General features: G+C 41.4%; 19 protein-coding genes and 1 pseudogene. 17 read left to right on the forward strand and 3 right to left on the reverse strand.

The annotated features are described in order from the left end of the window. Window positions 1-2 precede the first annotated feature (2 nt). From J5X91_RS07040 to cyoE, 13 genes are all read left to right on the forward strand, one after another. Window positions 3-1,205: an NADH:ubiquinone reductase (Na(+)-transporting) subunit B gene (locus J5X91_RS07040; protein ID WP_011328897.1), complete on the forward strand. Its 1,203-nt coding sequence runs from the start codon at window positions 3-5 to the stop codon at window positions 1,203-1,205. Then, window positions 1,198-1,971, forward strand: coding sequence for a Na(+)-translocating NADH-quinone reductase subunit C (locus J5X91_RS07045; protein WP_011328896.1), 774 nt, complete (start codon window positions 1,198-1,200; stop codon window positions 1,969-1,971). The genes J5X91_RS07040 and J5X91_RS07045 overlap by 8 nt, the downstream gene beginning before the upstream one ends. Continuing rightward, window positions 1,971-2,603, forward strand: coding sequence for an NADH:ubiquinone reductase (Na(+)-transporting) subunit D (locus J5X91_RS07050; RefSeq protein WP_011328895.1), 633 nt, complete (start codon window positions 1,971-1,973; stop codon window positions 2,601-2,603). Before J5X91_RS07045 ends, J5X91_RS07050 begins: the two co-directional genes overlap by 1 nt. 10 nt (window positions 2,604-2,613) lie before the next feature. Then, window positions 2,614-3,222, forward strand: coding sequence for an NADH:ubiquinone reductase (Na(+)-transporting) subunit E (nqrE, locus tag J5X91_RS07055; protein ID WP_011328894.1), 609 nt, complete (start codon window positions 2,614-2,616; stop codon window positions 3,220-3,222). A gap of 18 nt (window positions 3,223-3,240) precedes the next feature. Continuing rightward, window positions 3,241-4,473 (forward strand): NADH:ubiquinone reductase (Na(+)-transporting) subunit F, encoded by a 1,233-nt coding sequence (gene nqrF, locus J5X91_RS07060; RefSeq protein ID WP_086993904.1) that lies wholly within the window; start codon window positions 3,241-3,243, stop codon window positions 4,471-4,473. Window positions 4,474-4,632: 159 nt separating this feature from the next. Then, the gene (locus J5X91_RS07065; RefSeq protein WP_011328892.1) at window positions 4,633-5,664 is read left to right on the forward strand and encodes an FAD:protein FMN transferase; all 1,032 of its coding nucleotides are present in this window, start codon (window positions 4,633-4,635) and stop codon (window positions 5,662-5,664) included. 94 nt (window positions 5,665-5,758) lie between these two features. Then, a complete protein-coding gene (gene nqrM, locus J5X91_RS07070; protein ID WP_011328891.1) occupies window positions 5,759-5,971 on the forward strand; it encodes a (Na+)-NQR maturation NqrM in 213 nt (70 codons plus the stop codon). 371 nt (window positions 5,972-6,342) lie between these two features. Beyond that, window positions 6,343-6,762, forward strand: coding sequence for a hypothetical protein (locus tag J5X91_RS07075; RefSeq protein WP_208834319.1), 420 nt, complete (start codon window positions 6,343-6,345; stop codon window positions 6,760-6,762). Between the two features lie 316 nt (window positions 6,763-7,078). Then, window positions 7,079-7,993 carry a ubiquinol oxidase subunit II gene (cyoA, locus tag J5X91_RS07080; RefSeq protein WP_086993897.1) on the forward strand — a complete coding sequence of 305 codons (915 nt, stop codon included), beginning with the start codon at window positions 7,079-7,081 and terminating at the stop codon, window positions 7,991-7,993. Between the two features lie 2 nt (window positions 7,994-7,995). Then, complete coding sequence (cyoB, locus tag J5X91_RS07085; RefSeq protein ID WP_208834315.1) at window positions 7,996-9,999, forward strand: cytochrome o ubiquinol oxidase subunit I; 2,004 nt, start codon at window positions 7,996-7,998, stop codon at window positions 9,997-9,999. Continuing rightward, entirely contained in the window at window positions 9,996-10,643 is a 648-nt protein-coding gene (cyoC, locus tag J5X91_RS07090) for a cytochrome o ubiquinol oxidase subunit III (RefSeq protein WP_244363778.1), read from the forward strand. The genes cyoB and cyoC overlap by 4 nt, the downstream gene beginning before the upstream one ends. Further along, on the forward strand, window positions 10,643-11,002 hold the full coding sequence (gene cyoD / locus J5X91_RS07095; RefSeq protein WP_011328885.1) for a cytochrome o ubiquinol oxidase subunit IV: 360 nt from the start codon (window positions 10,643-10,645) through the stop codon (window positions 11,000-11,002). The genes cyoC and cyoD overlap by 1 nt, the downstream gene beginning before the upstream one ends. Before the next feature lie 9 nt (window positions 11,003-11,011). Then, complete coding sequence (gene cyoE / locus J5X91_RS07100) at window positions 11,012-11,896, forward strand: heme o synthase (RefSeq protein ID WP_208834316.1); 885 nt, start codon at window positions 11,012-11,014, stop codon at window positions 11,894-11,896. 197 nt (window positions 11,897-12,093) lie between these two features. Here cyoE and J5X91_RS07105 read toward each other — a convergent pair whose 3' ends face one another. Both J5X91_RS07105 and ettA read right to left on the reverse strand, forming a co-directional pair. Continuing rightward, window positions 12,094-13,002: a histone deacetylase gene (locus J5X91_RS07105; protein WP_011328883.1), complete on the reverse strand. Its 909-nt coding sequence runs from the start codon at window positions 13,000-13,002 to the stop codon at window positions 12,094-12,096. A gap of 86 nt (window positions 13,003-13,088) precedes the next feature. Further along, complete coding sequence (gene ettA / locus J5X91_RS07110; RefSeq protein ID WP_208834317.1) at window positions 13,089-14,762, reverse strand: energy-dependent translational throttle protein EttA; 1,674 nt, start codon at window positions 14,760-14,762, stop codon at window positions 13,089-13,091. Window positions 14,763-15,002: 240 nt separating this feature from the next. Here ettA and metA point away from each other — a divergent pair, with 240 nt between their 5' ends. The 3 genes from metA to metH are packed head-to-tail and all read left to right on the forward strand — an operon-like array spanning window position 15,003 to window position 19,662. Continuing rightward, a complete protein-coding gene (metA, locus tag J5X91_RS07115) occupies window positions 15,003-15,950 on the forward strand; it encodes a homoserine O-succinyltransferase (protein ID WP_182684505.1) in 948 nt (315 codons plus the stop codon). After that, window positions 15,940-17,019: a homocysteine S-methyltransferase family protein gene (locus tag J5X91_RS07120; protein ID WP_011328880.1), complete on the forward strand. Its 1,080-nt coding sequence runs from the start codon at window positions 15,940-15,942 to the stop codon at window positions 17,017-17,019. The genes metA and J5X91_RS07120 overlap by 11 nt, the downstream gene beginning before the upstream one ends. 12 nt (window positions 17,020-17,031) lie before the next feature. Then, window positions 17,032-19,662 (forward strand): methionine synthase, encoded by a 2,631-nt coding sequence (gene metH, locus J5X91_RS07125; RefSeq protein ID WP_208834318.1) that lies wholly within the window; start codon window positions 17,032-17,034, stop codon window positions 19,660-19,662. Window positions 19,663-19,797: 135 nt separating this feature from the next. Here metH and J5X91_RS07130 read toward each other — a convergent pair whose 3' ends face one another. Further along, window positions 19,798-20,286 carry an Sbal_3080 family lipoprotein gene (locus J5X91_RS07130; protein ID WP_011328878.1) on the reverse strand — a complete coding sequence of 163 codons (489 nt, stop codon included), beginning with the start codon at window positions 20,284-20,286 and terminating at the stop codon, window positions 19,798-19,800. A gap of 137 nt (window positions 20,287-20,423) precedes the next feature. Between J5X91_RS07130 and J5X91_RS07135 the strand changes: the two are divergent. Continuing rightward, window positions 20,424-20,498 (forward strand): annotated as a pseudogene (locus tag J5X91_RS07135) (Mobile element protein); the annotation flags it as partial.

Here is a 20,498-nt window from a genome sequence, read left to right on the forward strand (position 1 = left end):
AGATGGGTTTAAAAAAATATCTTGAAGATATCGAGCCGAATTTTGAAGCCGGTGGTAAATATGAAAAGTTTTATGCTCTGTATGAAGCAGCAGCAACTATTTTTTATACACCAGGCTACGTAAATAAAGGCGCGACACACGTTCGTGACAACATCGACCTAAAACGCATGATGATTTTAGTGTGGATGGCAACGTTCCCTGCTATGTTTTTTGGTATGTTCAATATTGGTCATCAGGCCGCTGGTGCTTTAGCACAAGGTTTTGAACTAGCTAATATATGGCAAGTTGATTTGTTTCAACTGTTAGGCGGTCAATTAACCGCTGATGCAGGCTGGGGCGCTAAAATGTTCTATGGAGCGTGTTTCTTCCTACCAATTTATGCAGTTACTTTTGCTGTAGGTGGTTTTTGGGAAGTTATATTTGCTTCAGTGCGTAAACACGAAATTAACGAAGGTTTCTTCGTAACATCAGTGTTATTTGCACTTATTTTGCCAGCAACTATTCCTTTATGGCAAGTTGCGCTTGGTATTACATTTGGTGTTGTAATTGCTAAAGAAATCTTTGGTGGTACAGGTCGTAACTTCTTAAACCCTGCGTTAGCTGGTCGTGCGTTTTTATTCTTCGCATACCCGGCACAAATTTCAGGTGACACAGTATGGACAGCAGTGGATTCGTTCTCTGGTGCGACTATGCTTGGTCAAGCGTTTGTTGGCACACTTGATTTTTCAAACATGGAGTTATGGTGGAATGCGTTTTACGGTTTCATTCAAGGTTCTGTAGGCGAAACATCAACACTTGCATTATTAGTGGGTGGCTTGTTCCTTATTTACGTGCGTATCGCTTCTTGGCGTATAGTGCTAGGTGTATTTTTCGGTATGGTAATCACTGCATTACTGCTAAATACAGTTGGCTCTGAGACTAACCCAGTATTTGCTATGCCTTGGCATTGGCACTTTGTACTAGGTGGTTTTGCGTTTGGTATGTTCTTTATGGCTACCGACCCTGTGTCTGCTGCATTTACCGATAAAGGTAAGTTAGCTTATGGCGCGCTTATTGGTTTTATGGTTGTTATGATCCGTGTTGTGAACCCTGCTTTCCCAGAAGGTATGATGCTAGCAATCTTATTTGCTAACTTATTTGCTCCACTGTTCGATCACTTTGTAGTGCAAGCTAATATCAAACGGAGGTTGGCACGTAATGTCTAGTAATAACGAATCAATCGGTAAAACGTTAGCAGTAGTTGTTGCGCTATGTTTAGTGTGTGCAATTATCGTATCGTTTGCTGCTGTACAGCTTCGTCCTTTACAGCAAGCTAATAAAGCGAAAGATATTCAAAGTAATATCTTAGTTGCAGCGGGAATCGGAAAAGTTGAAAATGTTTCTGAAACATTCAACAACAAAATCGAAGTACGCTTAGTTAATATGAAAACGGGTGAGTCTTTTGCAAGCGACTCAAGTGAAGAAGTTCAGGCTAAGGTTAATGCATTTGACTTTGAAAAAAGCAAATTTGACCCTAAGCTAAGCTTTGCGCTTGCTGAAAAAGGCATTACTGACATTGCGGGCATTCAGCGCGTAACGACAGAGGCACCTGTATACATCTCTAGAGCAGATAATGGGTCAGTTGACACTATTATTGTTCCTATTCAAGGTTACGGTTTATGGGGCTTAATGTATGGTTTCCTTTCGCTTGAAAACGATGGCGAAACAATCAAAAACATTATCTTTTATAAGCATGGTGAAACACCTGGTTTAGGTGGCGAAATCCAAAATCCACAGTGGACTGCAAAATGGGAAGGTAAAGAATTACCTATCGATGTTGTAAAAAGTGGCGCTAGCAATGAGCATCAAATTGATGGTCTATCGGGTGCAACTTTAACGTCTAACGGTGTTGATAATACAGTTGACTTTTGGACTGGTGACAATGGCTTTGGTCCATTCCTTGCGGAAGTACGTAAAGGAGCATTGAAATAATGGCTGATACTAAAGAAATGAAAGCGGTTCTATTTGGCCCGGTTTTAGCTAACAACCCAATTGCACTACAAGTACTTGGTATTTGTTCTGCGCTAGCGGTAACATCTAGCTTAAAAAACGCATTAATCATGTCAATTGCTTTGACCTTGGTAACCGCGTTTTCTAGCTTCTTTATCTCGACTATTCGTAACCAGATCCCATCGTCAGTACGTATTATTGTACAAATGACGATTATTGCATCTTTGGTAATTGTTGTTGACCAAGTACTACAAGCATTTTCTTACGCTACGGCAAAAGAGCTTTCGGTATTTATCGGTCTAATTATTACTAACTGTATTGTAATGGGTCGTGCTGAAGCATACGCAATGAAGTCACCGCCACTTATGTCGTTTCTTGACGGTATTGGTAACGGTTTAGGTTATTCAGTAGTACTACTTACCGTTGGTTTCATTCGTGAACTATTTGGTAAGGGTTCACTATTCGGTGTTGATATTATCCCATTAGTACAAAATGGTGGTTGGTATCAACCTATGGGTCTATTGATATTACCACCGAGTGCATTCTTCATCATTGGTTTATTCATATGGGTACTACGTACTTATAAGAAAGACCAAGTAGAAGCTAAAGCGTAAGGGGCACACAGTGGAACATTATATTAGTTTATTTGTAAAAGCCGTTTTTATTGAAAACTTAGCGTTATCATTCTTCTTAGGCATGTGTACTTTTTTAGCAGTATCTAAAAAAGTAACCACATCAATTGGCCTAGGTGTAGCGGTTATTGTTGTATTAGGTATTTCGGTACCAGTTAACAACTTAGTTTACCATGCAGTGTTAGCACCGGGTTCACTTACGTGGCTTGGTTACCCAGATGCAGATCTTAGCTTTTTACGTTTCTTAACTTTCATTGGTGTTATTGCAGCACTTGTGCAAATTTTGGAAATGGCATTAGATAAGTTCTTCCCAGCACTTTACAACGCGTTAGGTATCTTCTTACCACTAATCACAGTTAACTGTGCAATTTTTGGTGCGGTATCTTTCATGGTTGAGCGTAACTATAACTTCGGCGAGTCTGTGGTTTATGGTATTGGCGCTGGTGTTGGTTGGGCACTTGCAATTACATTACTTGCAGGTATCCGTGAGAAAATGAAATATTCAGACGTTCCAGATGGCTTACGTGGTTTAGGTATTACCTTTATTACTGTTGGCTTAATGGCTCTTGGCTTTATGTCATTCTCTGGTATTTCACTGTAAAGGTAGCGAGGATAAATCATGGGTTATACTGATATTTTCTTAGGAGTTGGTGTTTTCATCGCTATCGTTGTACTACTAGTTTTAGTGATCATTGGTGCTAAATCTCAGTTAGTTGCAAGTGGCGATATCATCATTGGGATTAATGGCGACCCAGACAAAGCCATTAAAACATCAGCAGGTAGCAAGCTATTAGGCGCGCTATCTGAGTCAGGTATTTTCGTATCTTCTGCATGTGGTGGCGGTGGCTCTTGTGGTCAGTGTCGTGTACACATTAAAGAAGGTGGCGGCGATATTCTGCCAACTGAACTTGATCACATTTCTAAAGGTGAAGCCCGTGAAGGCTGTCGTTTAGCGTGTCAGGTAAATGTTAAAAATGACATGGAAATTGAGCTTGAAGAGTCAATTTTCGGTGTTAAAAAATGGGATTGTGAAGTTATCTCTAACGATAACAAAGCAACGTTCATTAAAGAACTTGTACTACAAATTCCAGATGGCGAGTCAGTGCCGTTCCGTGCGGGTGGTTACATCCAAATCGAAGCGCCACCTCATCATGTTAAATATGCTGATTTCGATGTTCCAGAAGAATATCGTGGTGATTGGAACCATTTTGGTTTCTTCGACCTGGAGTCAAAAGTAGACGAAGAAACAATTCGTGCTTACTCAATGGCTAACTACCCAGAAGAAGAAGGCATCATTATGCTTAACGTGCGTATTGCTGCTCCACCGCCAAGAAACCTAAGCCTGCCATGTGGTAAAATGTCTTCGTACATTTGGTCACTAACTAAAGGCGATAAAGTAACTATTTCTGGTCCATTTGGTGAGTTCTTCGCTAAAAATACTGACGCAGAAATGATCTTCGTTGGTGGTGGTGCTGGTATGGCGCCAATGCGTTCTCATATCTTTGATCAACTTAAACGTTTGAACTCTAAGCGTAAGATGAGCTTTTGGTATGGTGCACGTTCTAGACGCGAAATGTTCTATGTTGAAGATTTTGACGGCCTAGCTGCTGAAAACGATAACTTCGTTTGGCACACCGCGCTTTCAGATCCGCAAGCAGAAGATAACTGGGAAGGCTACACAGGCTTTATCCATAACGTGTTATTTGAGAACTATCTTAAAGATCACGAAGCCCCTGAAGATTGTGAGTACTACATGTGTGGTCCTCCAATGATGAACGCGGCAGTTATTACTATGCTTAAAGATTTAGGTGTTGAAGACGAGAATATCTTACTAGATGATTTCGGTGGCTAATAGCTAAATGGGTTGAACCTATTTCAATCCTTAAAGATCAACAAGATCTATATCAAAACAACTTAGTTTTGGTTAAAATATCAGCCTCGTAGCATATTATGCTACGAGGCTTTTTTATTCATAAAGTTTTATTCTTAAATTAATGGAAGTAGGGTTGTGATGAATCGTGTAAGTATTCCCCAAGGCATAATGGCCTTGTTTTTAATATCGCTGATTTTTTTACTTAGTGGATGTAATGAAAAACCGCAGCCAGAGAGCTTTTACCTAGAAGGTAAAACAATGGGTACTACTTACCATATTAAATTTTACGATGAGCAGCCTCAGCGCGACGTAGTAGTGCTTAAAGAGGAAGTTGATGCTGTTTTACACGATATAAATCAGTCTATGTCAACGTACATACCTGACTCTGAAATAAACACTTTTAACCGTTTACCAGCCAATGAAGTAATGCCAATAAGTGCAGACTTTAGAGCGGTTGTTACTGAGTCAATTCGATTAGGCGAATCAACTAAAACTCTCGATGTTACTATGGGGCCGCTCATTGATTTATGGGGTTTTGGCCCTAATAAAAAACCAACTAAGCGCCCAAGCGATGCAGCCCTAGCAAAAATGTTGGCAAATATTGGCGTTGATAAACTTACCTTAACCGAGCAAGGTTTGGCTAAAACCGTTGATGGCTTAGAGCTGACGTTTTCGGCAACCGCTAAAGGTTATGGCATAGATAAAGTAGCGCAACTATTAGAAAGCCATAATATTAGTAACTATATGGTAGAAATTGGTGGCGAGCTGCGTATAAGCGGTGTTAAACCCAATAATCAAGATTGGAAAATAGCCATTGAACAACCAGATGCACAGCCAGGTGAGCGCGAAGTGCACAGAGTTTTAGCGCCAGGCACCAATGGCATTGCTACATCGGGCGATTACCGTATTTTTTATGAAATGGAAGGTGAAACATACAGCCACTTAATTGATCCAGTAACCGGTATGCCTAGCCGTCACGATTTAGTATCGGTAACAGTATTGCACCCAAGTGCTATGACAGCAGACGGGCTTGCAACGGCATTAACTGTAATGGGTATGAAAAAAGCCCAAGCTTATGCACAAAAACATGATTTACCAGTGTATTTAATAGGAAAGTCAGATGAGGGTTTAATAACATATTCAAGCCCTGCATTTAAGCCTTATTTATAACGCTTAGGTTTATATTTTAATCACTAAGGTATATAATAACAGTTGCTCAAATATGTTTGAGCCTAATTTATTGCTGAACAATAGGGGCTAAGCAATGTCACTTTTTCTTCTCACTTTTACTTTACTTATTTTGATTGTGGCAGCGATGGCTGTGGGCATGATTGTACAAAAAAAATCTATGGCTGGCAGTTGCGGTGGCCTAGGTGCCGTAGGTATTGATAAAGCCTGCGATTGCGATGATCCGTGTGATAAACGCAAACAGCGCATGGCAAAAGAGCAAGTTTGGAAAGAAAACCAAATTATGTAACGTATTTTTATTTAAAACATACGTAAAAAAGCCCTCAATATTTAATTATTGGGGGCTTTTTAGTATCTGCTTTTTATACGAACTCAAACAGTTATGCACACGGGTATTATGTTACTCGAGTTTAAAGAAAACTCTTTTTAAAAAATATTAATTTTTTCTTGTGCCGCACACTCGCTTTGTTATACTCACGTTCGAACTTTCAGTAAGTTTTGAAAGTTTGATTGATGCAAATCAATTGCCACTTAGCTAATTTGTGCTAACCGGATCTAATTGTATTTAGCAGCTGATTTTAGGCTTACAGCAGATGTGATTTTTCACTATTTGCGTATTGAGTTATTTTTGTTATTAGTCATTTAAGTAGGTTAATGTCTTTGAACGCACTATCTTGTAAGCATACTAATGTGGAACTTGCCTTTGGCGAGAGTGCATTGTGTGGGCGCTTGAATAAGGTAGGAAAAGGCGTGTGCGTGGCTGTAACATTAATTGTATTTAATACCTTAATGCTGCTAAGCGGAGCTGTAGAGGATGTATTTAGCCTTGAAGCCTTATTAAGTGATAACTCGGTTATAGAATCATTATTACTTACAATAGCTGAATTTTTGGCTTATCCGATTATTTCTAGCCAGTTACTTATTGGCCTTTGTTGGTTATTGTTTCATACATTTTCAGCACGTCGTGCTGGAATAATCCTCCGTAAAGCAGCCTTTGCTTTTAGCGAGGCTAAAGTTAGCCAACCAGTGCAAGCCGCACATGGTTGTCGTGCTCCACCTAGCTTTACAGGTTGTCTGTAAGGTTACCCCTTGTTATTGGTTTAATTATTTTGTCTTGCTGTAAATAATTAGCCTGTTGTAAACAAAGTAGCTCAGTGTTTTTTAAACACATTTCAGCCAACCACCACTCACCCAAGTTAACTTTTATTACGTTATATAAATGCGTTTAGAAAGCTGGGTTTGTTGCTAGGTTTTTATTGGCATGAGCTTTAGATTTTGAATAGCCCCCTTATTTTTTTATAATTTGATATTAGTTAACTTGGGTTTACCGATAAACCGTTGCTTAGCGCTATTTTAAAGCAGCACCTTAGAACTTTTAGGTTTGTAGGATAGTCCCTTGATAATTCGTAACCTCTGTAATATTGCTTTAGCTAGTACAGTACTGGCGTTGTCAGGCTGTAAAGGCGGGATACTCGATCCAAAAGGGCAGATAGGCATTGATGAGAAAAACTTAATCATCATAGCTACTGTGCTTATGTTACTGGTAGTGATCCCCGTTATTGTGATGACTTTATATTTCGCTTGGAAATATAGAGACACACAAACTCATGAAATTTACGCTCCCAAATGGGCTCATTCTAATAAGATTGAAGCTGTTGTGTGGGCTGTTCCTATTGTTATTGTTGTTATTTTAGGTGTTATTACTTGGCAGTCTACGCAAGCGTTAGACCCTTATAAACCAATTGAAGGCAAAGGCAAGCACCTCACTGTTGAAGTGGTATCGCTAAACTGGAAGTGGTTATTTATTTACCCTGAGCAAGGCATTGCTACGGTTAACGAATTAGTGTTTCCGGCAAATGTACCGGTTGAATATAAAATCACTTCAGAGAGCACCATGAATTCATTTTTTATTCCGCAATTGGGGAGTCAAATATACTCAATGGCTGGCATGGAAACCAAGCTGCATTTAATCGCCAATGAACCGGGTACTTTTAAAGGTTTTTCGGCCAATTACAGTGGTGCAGGTTTTACCGGTATGAAGTTTAATGCCATTGCTACTCCTACCCAAGCCGGTTTTGACAAATGGGTAAGCGATATTAAAGCACAAGGTAATAACCTTACTCATGCAAATTATGTTGAGCTGGCTAAAGCGAGCGAAAACAACCAGGTGGCCTATTACGGCGACGTTGAAGCAGGCTTATTTCATACCATAGTGATGAAATATATGGGCGCACACGGCGATATGAATAAAAAGCACCCTGCAATGGGCGAGCATTCAACGCACTCATCTCACAGCCAAGGCGAGGAATAGCCATGTTGTTTTTAGGTAAACTTTCAATGGATGCAATTCCGTTTCATGAACCCATTATTATGGTAACCATGGCCGTTATTGCATTAGCTGGGCTTATTATTGCCAGGCTTATTACAAAATATAAAAAATGGGGCGTGCTGTGGCGCGACTGGATCACCTCGGTTGATCATAAACGCTTAGGCGTAATGTACATTTTATTAGCGTTAATTATGCTATTTCGTGGGTTTTCTGATGCCATTATGATGCGTGCTCAGTTAGCACTTGCTACCAGTGGCGCTCCTGGATATTTGCCACCAGAACATTACGACCAAATATTTACCGCACACGGCGTTATTATGATCATCTTTATGGCCATGCCATTTATGATAGGTTTAATGAATATTATAGTGCCATTGCAAATTGGCGCACGTGATGTCGCTTTTCCATTTTTAAATAACTTAAGCTTTTGGCTTACTGCCAGTGGCGCTATTTTAATTAATTTGTCACTTATTTTTGGTGAGTTTGCAAAAACAGGTTGGGTGGCTTATCCACCGCTCTCGGAGCTAACTTTTAGTGCCGGGGTGGGGGTCGACTATTATATATGGGCGTTGCAAATATCAGGGCTTGGCACATTATTAACCGCAGTGAACTTTTTAGTTACCGTGTTTAAAATGCGTGCACCAGGTATGAGCTTAATGAAAATGCCGGTTTTTACTTGGACCTGTACATGGGCTAATATTTTAATTGCCGCATCATTCCCTATTTTAACAGCCGTATTGGCCATGCTAACGCTTGACCGTTATCTCGATTTTCACTTCTTTACCAATGATCTGGGCGGAAACGCCATGATGTACATCAACCTATTTTGGGCGTGGGGTCATCCAGAGGTTTATATTTTAGTGCTGCCAGCATTTGGTGTGTTCTCTGAAATAATTTCTACCTTTACCAGCAAACGTCTATTTGGTTATAAGTCGATGATTTACGCCAGTGGTGCTATCTCTATTTTAGGCTTTATTGTGTGGTTACATCACTTTTTTACCATGGGTTCGAGCGCCAACGTTAATGCGTTTTTCGGGGTAATGACCATGGTTATTGCCGTACCAACCGGGGTTAAATTGTTCAACTGGTTATTTACTATTTACCGTGGTCGTTTACGTATAACCGTACCCGTATTGTGGACGCTTGGCTTTATGGTTACCTTTACCGTAGGTGGCATGACCGGAGTGCTATTAGCAATACCTGGTGCTGACTACGTACTGCATAACAGTTTGTTTTTAATCGCGCATTTTCATAATACTATTATTGGTGGCGCGGTATTTGGCTACCTTGCTGGCTTTGCATTTTGGTTCCCTAAAGCAATGGGCTTTAAGCTAAATGAAGGCTGGGGTAAATGCGCATTTTGGTGTTGGATTATTGGCTTTTTTGTCGCGTTTATGCCGCTGTACGTATTAGGCTTTTTAGGTATGACCCGTCGTTTAAATCACACCAATAACCCAGATTGGAATATTTGGTTATACATAGCTGCAGTAGGCGCAGTCATTATTATGTTTGGTATTATTTGCCAAGTAATTCAATTGTATGTGAGCTTTAGAGACCGTGAAGCACTTGACGATGCTACCGGCGATCCATGGAACGGTCACACGCTTGAGTGGTCAACATCGTCACCACCACAGGCTTATAACTTTGCCCAAATACCGCATGTTGACGATATTGATGCCTGGACCGACATGAAAGAAAAAGGCCAAGCTTATCAAGGTAAAATAAGCTATAGCCCAATTCATATGCCTAAAAACACTTCGGCAGGGGTACTTATGGCTGCTAGTTTAACCGCATTTTGTTTTGCCATGATCTGGCATATTTGGTGGTTAGCTGCGGCAGGTTTAGCAGGAGGCATAGCTATATTTATCAAACGTTGTTATGCAAGCGATGTTGACTACTATGTGCAGCCCGACGAAGTAGCACGTATTGAACAAGCACATAACTTAAGTGCCACTATTTTAGCCACTGATAAGGAGCTAAACGCATGAGTACCTTGTCTGTTAGTCAAGAGTCAGTAACTTTAAACTCTGCAATTGTAAATACCAAACAGGATCATGATGCTCACGCGCATCATGATACCTCTAGTAATACTACTTTTGGTTTTTGGCTTTACTTAATGACCGATTGCCTATTGTTTGCCTCGTTTTTTGCTACCTACGCGGTGTTGTTTATGAACACCGCTGGCGGCGTATCGGGTAAAGATATTTTTGAACTCGACTTTGTAGCAGTAGAAACTGCCGCACTGCTTATTAGTAGTATTACCTTTGGTTTTGCAATGATAGCCGCGCAAGGGCAAAAAAAGGCGCTGACCTTAATATGGTTAGCGGTTACTTTTTGTTTAGGTGTGGTGTTTATTAGTATGGAGGTTTACGAATTTAATCACCTAATTGTGCATGGCAATGGTCCACAAAAAAGTGCTTTTTTAACCTCGTTTTTTGCATTAGTTGGCTTGCATGGTTTACACGTAACCGCAGGTTTAATTTGGATGAGTGTAATGATGATTGAAGTTGCTAAACGTGGCTTAGGTAAAGCAACCATAACGCGTTTGAGCTGCTTAAGCTTGTTTTGGCACTTTTTAGATATTGTGTGGATTTGTGTATTCACCCTAGTTTATTTAATGGGAGCAATGTAATGAGCCACAGCGAAACACATGCTTTAAAGCAAATGCAAAATGAGCATCACCACGATGAATCTCACGGCAGTGTTAAAAGTTATTTAATTGGTTTTGTATTGTCGGTAATTTTAACCGCTATACCATTTTATATGGTAATGAGTGGCGACTTTTCAAAAGCAACCACGCTTTACAGCATTATTACTCTAGCCGTAGTACAAATTTGGGTGCATTTAAAATACTTTTTACACCTTAATTTTATTACTGAAGATGGCCGTGCAAGTACCTTCTCGTTTTTATTCAGTGCCCTAATTATTGTTATGGTGGTTGGGCTATCTGTTTGGATTATTTACGAATCTAACGCAATGATGATGTATTAGGAGCTAAAGATGTTTCGTCGTTATTTATCAGTAACTAAGCCAGGTATTATTATGGGTAACTTAATCAGCGTAGCGGGCGGGTTTTTACTAGCCTCCCGCGGTGATATAAACCCATGGCTAATGGTTGCTACCTTAATTGGCTTATCGCTAGTGGTTGCATCAGGTTGTGCTATTAATAATGTGATTGACCGAGATATAGATATTGCCATGGCGCGTACTCGCACCCGGGTAACAGTAACGGGCGAAATGTCTGCAATGGCTGCTTTATGTCATGGGGTGGTATTGGGGATTATAGGCTTTGGTTTATTAATAGCTTATACCACTCCTGCAGCAGTATTTTTTGCCGCCTTTGGTTACTTTATTTATGTAGGGGTTTATAGCCTTTACATGAAGCGTAACTCAGTTTATGGCACTTTTATTGGCAGTTTATCGGGGGCTGTGCCACCAGTTGTTGGTTACTGTGCAGTATCTGGGGAGTTTGATATGGGGGCATTAATTTTACTGGTAATGTTTAGCCTGTGGCAAATGCCGCACTCATACGCCATTGCTATTTTTCGCTTTAAAGATTACCAAGCAGCGGGTATTCCTGTATTACCTGTAGCGCAAGGTATTGATAAAGCAAAACGCCATATTGTGCTTTATATTGCCATATATGCCTTGGTTGTAATGCTGCTACCTATTAGTGGTTATACCGGTGCTGCTTTTATGGCGGTTGCCTGTATTACTAGTTTTTGGTGGCTGTTAATGGCGCTGCGGGGCTATCGTCGTAATATAGATATAAGCGGCTGGGCGCGTCAAGTATTCGCGTTTTCAATTATTAATATTACCGCACTTAGTATTGCTATGGCGGTAGATTATCAAAGCATAGCGCCGCAGTTACTCGTACTTAATTAAGTTTAAGTTGCGGTTAATTTAATCATACCTAGTTAATACACCTAATTAATACACCTAATTAATACACCTAGTTAATAGTACCGAGTTAATAGTACCGAGTTAATTCCAAAGTTAACAAAGGCTCTGAGATATTCGAGGAGCCTTTTTTCGTTTTAACGCCCGCTGCAATATGTATTTATACCAAAACTCTAAAACTATTAAAAACGTGCTGCTTGCTCAACTACAATGCCATGACGCTGAGCTAAACGCTGGTGATCTCTGTCGTAACCGCCGCCAATAACCGTAGCTACCGGAGTGTTGTGCTCAAGGCAGCGTTTAAGTACGAGATGATCGCGCTGCTCTATACCTTGCCAGCTAATATCGAGTTTGCCTAAACCGTCTTGTTGCCACACATCAACTCCCGCATCGTACAGCACTAAATCGGGGTTTAGCTCCTTGAGCAAAAATTGCAGAGTGTCGTCAACTATGCCTAAATACTCAGCGTCTTGCATATTGTTAGTTAAGCCAATATCTAAATCGCTAGGGGATTTACGAAACGGAAAGTTTTTTTCGCAATGAATCGAGCAGGTATACGCATAAGGCTGATGTTGCAGCATGGCCGCGGTGCCATCGCCTTGATGTACGTCTAAATCAAAAATAAGTACATTAGTAACCTCACCCGACTCAATGAGTGTTTGCGTAGTAAAAGCCAAGTCGTTAACCATGCAATAGCCTGAGCCAAAATCAGTATGCGCGTGGTGTGTACCGCCTGCTAAATGGCATGCCATACCGTGTTTAAGGGCTAAGCGAGCGGTTTGTAGTGTACCTTGTGGGGCTGTAAAGGTACGCGCCATTAGCTCTTTTGACCAAGGTAGACCAATACGGCGCATGGCTTTTTCGTCTAATTGATTATGATATAGGTCGTGAATATAGTTTTCGCAGTGTACTAATTCTAGTGCCTCTGGCGTACCTAATAACGGCTGTACTAAGTTATCGCCAACTAATCCTAACTGCTTAACGTGCTGGTATAAATGTGCAAATTTACTCATTACAAAGCGATGTTTAGGATCAAAGCTAAACGAGTAATTAGGATGATAAACTAACGGCAAGTGAGGATTTAGGGTCATAAAATTCTATTTGTAGTTATAGTTATAAAACAAAAGCCCTACATAAATGCAGGGCTTAATTATTGCCTAGAGCTTAAAATTAGCTATTAACCAATCTTTTTGTACTTAATACGCTTAGGTTGAGTTGCCTCAGCACCTAACTTCTTTTTAAGCCACTCTTCGTACTCAGTGTAGTTACCATCAAAGAAGTTAATTTGGCCTTCGTCGCGGTAATCTAAAATATGTGTAGCGATACGGTCAAGGAACCAACGGTCATGCGATATACACATTACACAACCAGGAAACTCTAAAATAGCGTTTTCTAGTGCACGTAGTGTTTCAACGTCCAAGTCGTTAGTTGGCTCATCGAGTAGTAACACGTTACCGCCAGCTTTTAATAACTTAGCAAGGTGTAAACGGTTACGCTCACCACCCGATAGGTCTTTAACAAACTTTTGCTGATCGTTACCTTTAAAGTTAAAACGGCTAACGTAAGCACGGCTTGGGAACTCAAAATTACCAATTTTAAGTACGTCTTGCCCGTCAGATATTTCTTGGAAAACAGTTTTGCTTTCGTCCATACCGTCACGGAACTGATCAACCGTTGCAATGTGTACGCTTTCACCTATGGTGATGTTGCCGCTGTCTTGCTGTTGCTCGCCGCTGATCATTTTAAACAGTGTTGATTTACCCGCGCCGTTAGCACCAATAATGCCCACAATGGCACCTTTTGGCATGCTAAAGCTTAAATCGTCGATTAATACACGGTCGCCAAAGCTTTTACGTAAGTTAGTTATTTCAAGCACTTGATCCCCTAAACGTGGGCCAGGCGGAATAAACATTTCGTTGGTTTCGTTACGTTTTTGATAATCAGACTGCTGCATTTCGGTAAACTGCGCCATACGTGCTTTTGACTTAGCTTGGCGGCCTTTAGGGTTTGAACGAACCCATTCAAGCTCTTGTGCAATTGACTTTTGACGTGCTTTTTCAGATTTTTGCTCTTGTTGTAGGCGCGCATCTTTTTGCTCTAACCACGAAGAGTAGTTACCTTCCCATGGAATACCTTCACCACGGTCAAGCTCTAAAATCCAACCTGCTACATTATCTAGGAAGTAACGGTCATGCGTTACCGCCACAACTGTGCCTTCGTAATCGTGTAAGAAGCGCTCTAACCAGGCAACCGACTCAGCGTCTAAGTGGTTAGTTGGCTCATCGAGAATAAGCATGTCTGGTTTTTCAAGTAACAGTCGGCATATAGCAACACGGCGGCGCTCACCACCCGAAAGGTGCTCAATTTTAGCATCCCACTCAGGTAAACGTAGTGCATCGGCAGCGCGCTCTAAAACGTTGTCTATGTTGTGACCATCGTGCGCTTGAATAACCGCTTCAAGCTCGCCTTGCTCTTTTGCAAGTGCGTCAAAGTCAGCGTCTTCCATGGCGTATTCGTTATACACTTCGTCAAGGCGTTTAAGCGCGTATTTAACTTCGCCAACAGCTTGCTCAACAATTTCGCGTACGGTTTTGCTTTCGTCTAAAACAGGTTCTTGCGGTAAGTAACCAATTTTAGTGCCTGGTTGTGGAAAGGCATCACCTTCAAAGTCTTGGTCAACACCGGCCATAATACGTAGCAATGTTGATTTACCAGAGCCGTTTAAACCAAGCACACCAATTTTAGCGCCCGGGAAAAAGTGTAACGAGATGTCTTTTAAGATAGTGCGCTTAGGTGGCACAACCTTAGAAACTCGACTCATCGAGAATATAAATTTATCAGGTAAAACCATGGAAAAAACCTTCAAATAATAATAAAAATTACAATGCTCTATTGTAGTGGTTGACGGGTGAGGCAGTCAACGAATGGCCAATTTTAAACCGACAAACAAACTATAAAGTGCGCAAAAACGATTATAAAATAGGATGAAAAAATTTCATTTGGATATTTAGACATCTATACATCTATTGGTTGATATTTTTTCTTATCTGTTCATAATAAGTTTTCGGTTTTGATGAATAGGAGTAAAAGGATGCCAATTACAGTAAAAGACGAGCTACCAGCTATTGCTCGCCTGCGCCAAGAAAACGTATTTGTAATGCCACAAACTCGTGCAAAAACGCAAGAAATTCGCCCCATGCGTTTGGCTATTCTTAACTTAATGCCTAATAAAGTTGAAACCGAAGTACAGTTTATTCGTTTGCTTGCCAATTCGCCCTTGCAAGTAAATGTAGAACTACTGCGTCTTGACACTCATCGCAGTAGCAGTAATTCAGAGCAGCACCTAGACACTTTTTATCGTTATTTTTCAGAAGTAAAAAACAATAACTACGATGCATTAATAGTTACCGGCGCGCCGCTAGCGCATTTAGAGTACCAGGATGTAGCATACTGGGATGAGTTTACCGCAATTTTAGATTGGGCTGAGCAGCATGTTACGTCTACACTTTTTTCGTGTTGGGCAGCGCATGCAGCGCTTTATCATCATTATAAAATAAAGCGCGATTTAAAAACCGATAAACTGTGCGGCGTATTTACGCACCAATGTTATTTTGAACATGGGGCGTTAACGCGCGGCTTTGACGACACCTTTTTAGTACCGCATTCGCGTTATGGCCATGTAGATGTAAATAAAATAAATGCTTGCAATGAACTAGTCGTGCTAGCGGGTTCTAAGAAAGTAGGTGCTTACTTAGTTAAAAATAAGTCGGGCAGCCAAGTGTTTATTACCGGCCACCCAGAGTATGACGCCGACTCGTTAAAAGCTGAATACCAACGCGATTGCGAAAAAAGCGACAATGCGCCCAAACCCGAAAATTACTTTCCAGATGATGATGCAACTAAACAACCTTCAAAAACGTGGCAAAGCCATGCTTTTTTACTTTTTTCGAACTGGTTAAATTATTACGTGTACCAAACTACACCCTATGATATTAATTTAGTTAGCCAAGACGTAAGGACTAACAACTATGCCGAATAACCCTCTTAATAATGACCAAAATAAGCACGACGAACTAAGTGCAGCGTTAAAAGAGCGAATTTTAATTTTAGACGGCGCTATGGGCACTATGATCCAAGCACACCAATTAGAAGAGCAAGACTATCGCGGTGAGCGCTTTAAAGATTGGCATGTACTTATTCGCGGTAATAACGATTTACTAAGCCTTACGCAGCCTAAAATAATTACCGATATTCATCGTAGCTTTTTAGCTGCCGGTGCCGATATTATCGAAACCAATACCTTTAACTCCACCACCATTTCGATGGAAGATTACGACATGGCTAATCTAAGCCGTGAAATAAACCTAGAGTCGGCAAAATTGGCACGGCTACTTTGCGATGAGTTTAGTGCTAAAACACCCGAAAAACCACGTTATGTAGCAGGCGTACTTGGGCCAACATCAAAAACTTGTTCATTGTCGCCAGATGTAAACGATCCGGGCTATCGTAATGTTACTTTTGATCGTTTAGTTACTGCCTATGTAGAATCGACCTTGGCACTGATGGAAGGTGGCGCCGATATTATTTTAATCGAAACCATATTCGATACCCTCAATGCTAAAGCTGCATCGTTTGCAGTAGAGGAAGCGTTTGAGCAAGCAGGGCGCACATTACCAGTTATGATCTCCGGCACTATTACCGATGCCTCTGGGCGTACGCTTTCGGGGCAAACTACCGAAGCCTTTTACAACTCTATCCGTCATATTAAGCCGCTTTCTATTGGCCTTAACTGCGCCTTAGGCCCAGATTTACTGCGCCAATATGTGCAAGAGTTGTCGCGTGTATGCGAAACCTTTACCTCAGTGCATCCCAATGCAGGCTTGCCTAACGAATTTGGTGGCTACGACCTAGAAGCAAAAGAAATGGCAACCGAAATTATTGATTGGGGTAAGTCGGGCTTTATTAATATTGTAGGTGGTTGCTGCGGCACCACACCTGCGCATATTCGCGCCTTTGCAAAAGGGCTTGAAGGCGTTAAGCCACGCCAGTTGCCAGAAATTGAAGTACGCATGCGTTTATCGGGCCTCGAAGCCTGTAACTTAAATTAAGGAGCCGCCAACATGACTCAAAAAATAGCTGTATTTACTAATGTCGGCGAACGTACCAATGTAACCGGCTCCGCCATGTTTAAACGTTTGATCATGGAAGAAGACTATGAAACCGCGCTAACTGTTGCCCGCGAGCAAGTAGAAAACGGCGCGCAGGTAATTGATATAAACATGGACGAAGCCATGTTGGATTCAAAAGCCGCCATGGTTAAGTTTTTAAATTTAATTGCCTCAGAGCCCGACATTTCTCGCGTACCTATCATGGTCGACTCCTCTAAATGGGAAGTAATAGAAGCCGGTTTAAAGTGTATTCAAGGCAAAGCCATTGTTAACTCAATTTCGTTAAAAGAAGGCGAAGAGCCGTTTATTCGTCAAGCCAAAACCATTAAACGTTTTGGTGCAGCGGCTGTAGTTATGGCCTTTGACACCGACGGCCAAGCCGCCACCGCCGATAGAAAGTTTGAAATATGTGAGCGTAGCTACAAAATATTAGTAGAAGACGTTGGCTTTGCGCCCGAAGACATTATTTTTGACCCAAATATATTTGCTGTAGCCACAGGGATAGAAGAGCACGACAACTACGCGGTCGAATTTATTGAAGGCACACGGCGCATAAAGCAAAATTTGCCGCACTGTAAAGTGTCGGGTGGGGTGTCGAATGTGTCGTTTTCGTTTCGCGGTAATAACCCAGTACGTGAAGCTATTCACTCAGTATTTTTATATCACGCTATTCAAGCGGGTATGGATATGGGGATTGTTAACGCGGGGCAACTGGCGGTTTACGACGACATACCAGAAGAACTACGCAAAGCCGTTACAGACGTAATACTCAACACCGATCCAGGTGCAGGCGAGCGTTTAGTAGAGCTTGCGCCTAAGTACTCAGGCATGGCACAAGCTGAGCGCGTTGAAGATTTAGAATGGCGCAGTTGGAGCGTTGAAAAACGCCTTGAGCATGCCCTTGTTAAAGGAATTACCGAATACATAGAAGTAGATACCGAAGAGTGCCGCGCTGCTGCCGCTAAACCTATTCACGTAATTGAAGGTCCGTTAATGGACGGCATGAACGTAGTAGGTGACTTATTTGGTGCAGGTAAAATGTTTTTACCACAAGTAGTTAAATCGGCCCGTGTAATGAAGCGCGCCGTAGCCTACCTAGACCCCTACATTGAGCTTGAAAAAGAAGAAGGTTCAACCAACGGCAAAATTGTGATGGCCACAGTAAAAGGCGACGTACACGATATAGGTAAAAACATTGTTGGCGTAGTACTGCAATGTAATAACTACGAAGTAATCGACTTAGGCGTAATGGTGCCTGCTGATAAAATACTGCAAACCGCAATCGATGAAAAAGCCGATATTATTGGTTTATCGGGGCTAATTACCCCATCGCTTGACGAAATGGTGCACGTAGCCAAAGAAATGAAACGTCGTGGTTTTGAACTGCCGCTGTTAATTGGTGGTGCTACTACATCAAAAGCGCACACCGCCGTTAAAATTGAGCCTCAGTACGATAAAGGCGTAGTGTATGTGAGTAACGCCAGCCGTGCGGTGGGTGTGGTTTCAAACTTATTATCGAAAGAGCACAAAAGTGACTTTTTAGAAAAAACACAAGCCGAATACGTTAAAGTACGCGAGCAACAGGCGCGTAAAAAACCACGCTCAAAACCAGTGACAATTCAGCGTGCTCGCGATAACGCCGCAAAACTCGATTGGGATAACTACACACCACCAGTGCCTAAACAGCTTGGCGTGCAAGAGTTTAAAAATGTATCTATAACTACGCTGCGTAAATACATAGATTGGACGCCATACTTTATGACCTGGTCAATTGCTGGTAAATACCCGCGCATAATGACCGATGAAGTAGTAGGCGAGCAAGCGCAAAGCTTATTTAAAGACGCCAACGACATGTTAGACGACCTTGAAAAAGCAGGCAGTTTGCAACCACTGGGTGTAATTGGTTTATTCCCTGCAAACCGCGTTGGCGACGACATAGAAATATACACAGACGAAACACGCAAAGAGGTGTTAACTACCTCGTGCCATTTACGCCAGCAAACCGAAAAAACCGACTTTGCTAACTACTGCCTAGCCGATTACATAGCCCCAAAAGGTACGCCAGATTACTTTGGCGCATTTGCAGTAACGGGGGGGTTGGAAGAAGACGACCTAGCTAATGCGTTTGACGCCCAGCAAGACGACTACAACAAAATAATGATTAAAGCCGTTGCCGACAGGCTCGCCGAAGCGTTTGCCGAGTACCTACACGAGCAAGTACGTAAAGAATACTGGGGTTTTGCACCAGATGAAAACCTAGAAAACGATGAGCTAATACGCGAAAACTACCAAGGTATTCGCCCAGCGCCCGGCTACCCGGCGTGCCCAGAGCACACCGAGAAAAAGAAAATTTGGCAGTTGCTCGACACCGAAAAACGTATTGGCATGCAGCTAACCAGCTCGTACGCCATGTGGCCAGGTGCGGCCGTTTCGGGCTGGTACTTTTCACACCCTGAGGCAAAATACTACGCAGTAGCAGCGGTACAAAAGGATCAGGTTGAAGATTACGCTAAACGAACCAATATGACGCTGGAAGAAGCTGAAAGATGGCTGTCGCCTAATTTGGGGTATGATCCAGAATAGAGCGGAGCGGTCAGTTATCAGTAAAACAAAAACGAGCCAAATTTGGCTCGTTTTTAACAACTATTGTGACCAATTAATTCAGTGTCTAGAATTAATTGGCCACAACACATTAATTTTATTATTCAATTTTTTAGATTAGTTTTTGGGTTGGCCACCAAGACAAATCAGTTCATTGGCTTCTTCTTTGCTCAAGTCACTTAGGAGTAAATCTAAGGTGATCTCAGTGCGTCGTTGGGCTGAACCAAACTTGTCAAAACCACCACACTTCACGGTGTCAATTTTTACCAGTGCGATAGTTTGGCTGTTGTCTTTTATCTCAATGTTCAAATAGCGCATATAACTAGCCATGTCCCACCACCAGTTTGCAGAGTAAGTCAGCTTAGGGTTATTTGTTACGTTAGAGTTAGACTGTGAAATATCGACAATTTGATATTTAAAGCCGTATTTATCTAACTTGCCAGCAATGATATGTTTAATTGAATCTTTAGTTTTACCATCATCGATTATTTGTATATTTTTGTTTGTTAAACTTTTTGAATCTAGTTTTTGAAGCTCAACAATTGCATTGTTAGCACAACCAGAGAGTAACAATATTGTAGATATAGCGGTGAAGCATCTTAACATTAAATTAATTTCCAATAATTATATAGATCTTATAAATAATACCATGGTAAAAATTGAACAGACACCCACCTTAATATTTGTAATATCAGTGTAATTAACTATGCTCTGTTTAGTGCAATAATTAAGCAGGGTGTCACATGGCTATCGCAAGAAAACGTCAGGTTAGTTTGGTCGATACAAAATACTATCACTGTATTTCGCGCTGTGTACGC

The sequence above is a fragment of the Pseudoalteromonas sp. K222D genome, assembly GCF_017653575.1.
Lineage (GTDB): Bacteria > Pseudomonadota > Gammaproteobacteria > Enterobacterales > Alteromonadaceae > Pseudoalteromonas > Pseudoalteromonas nigrifaciens.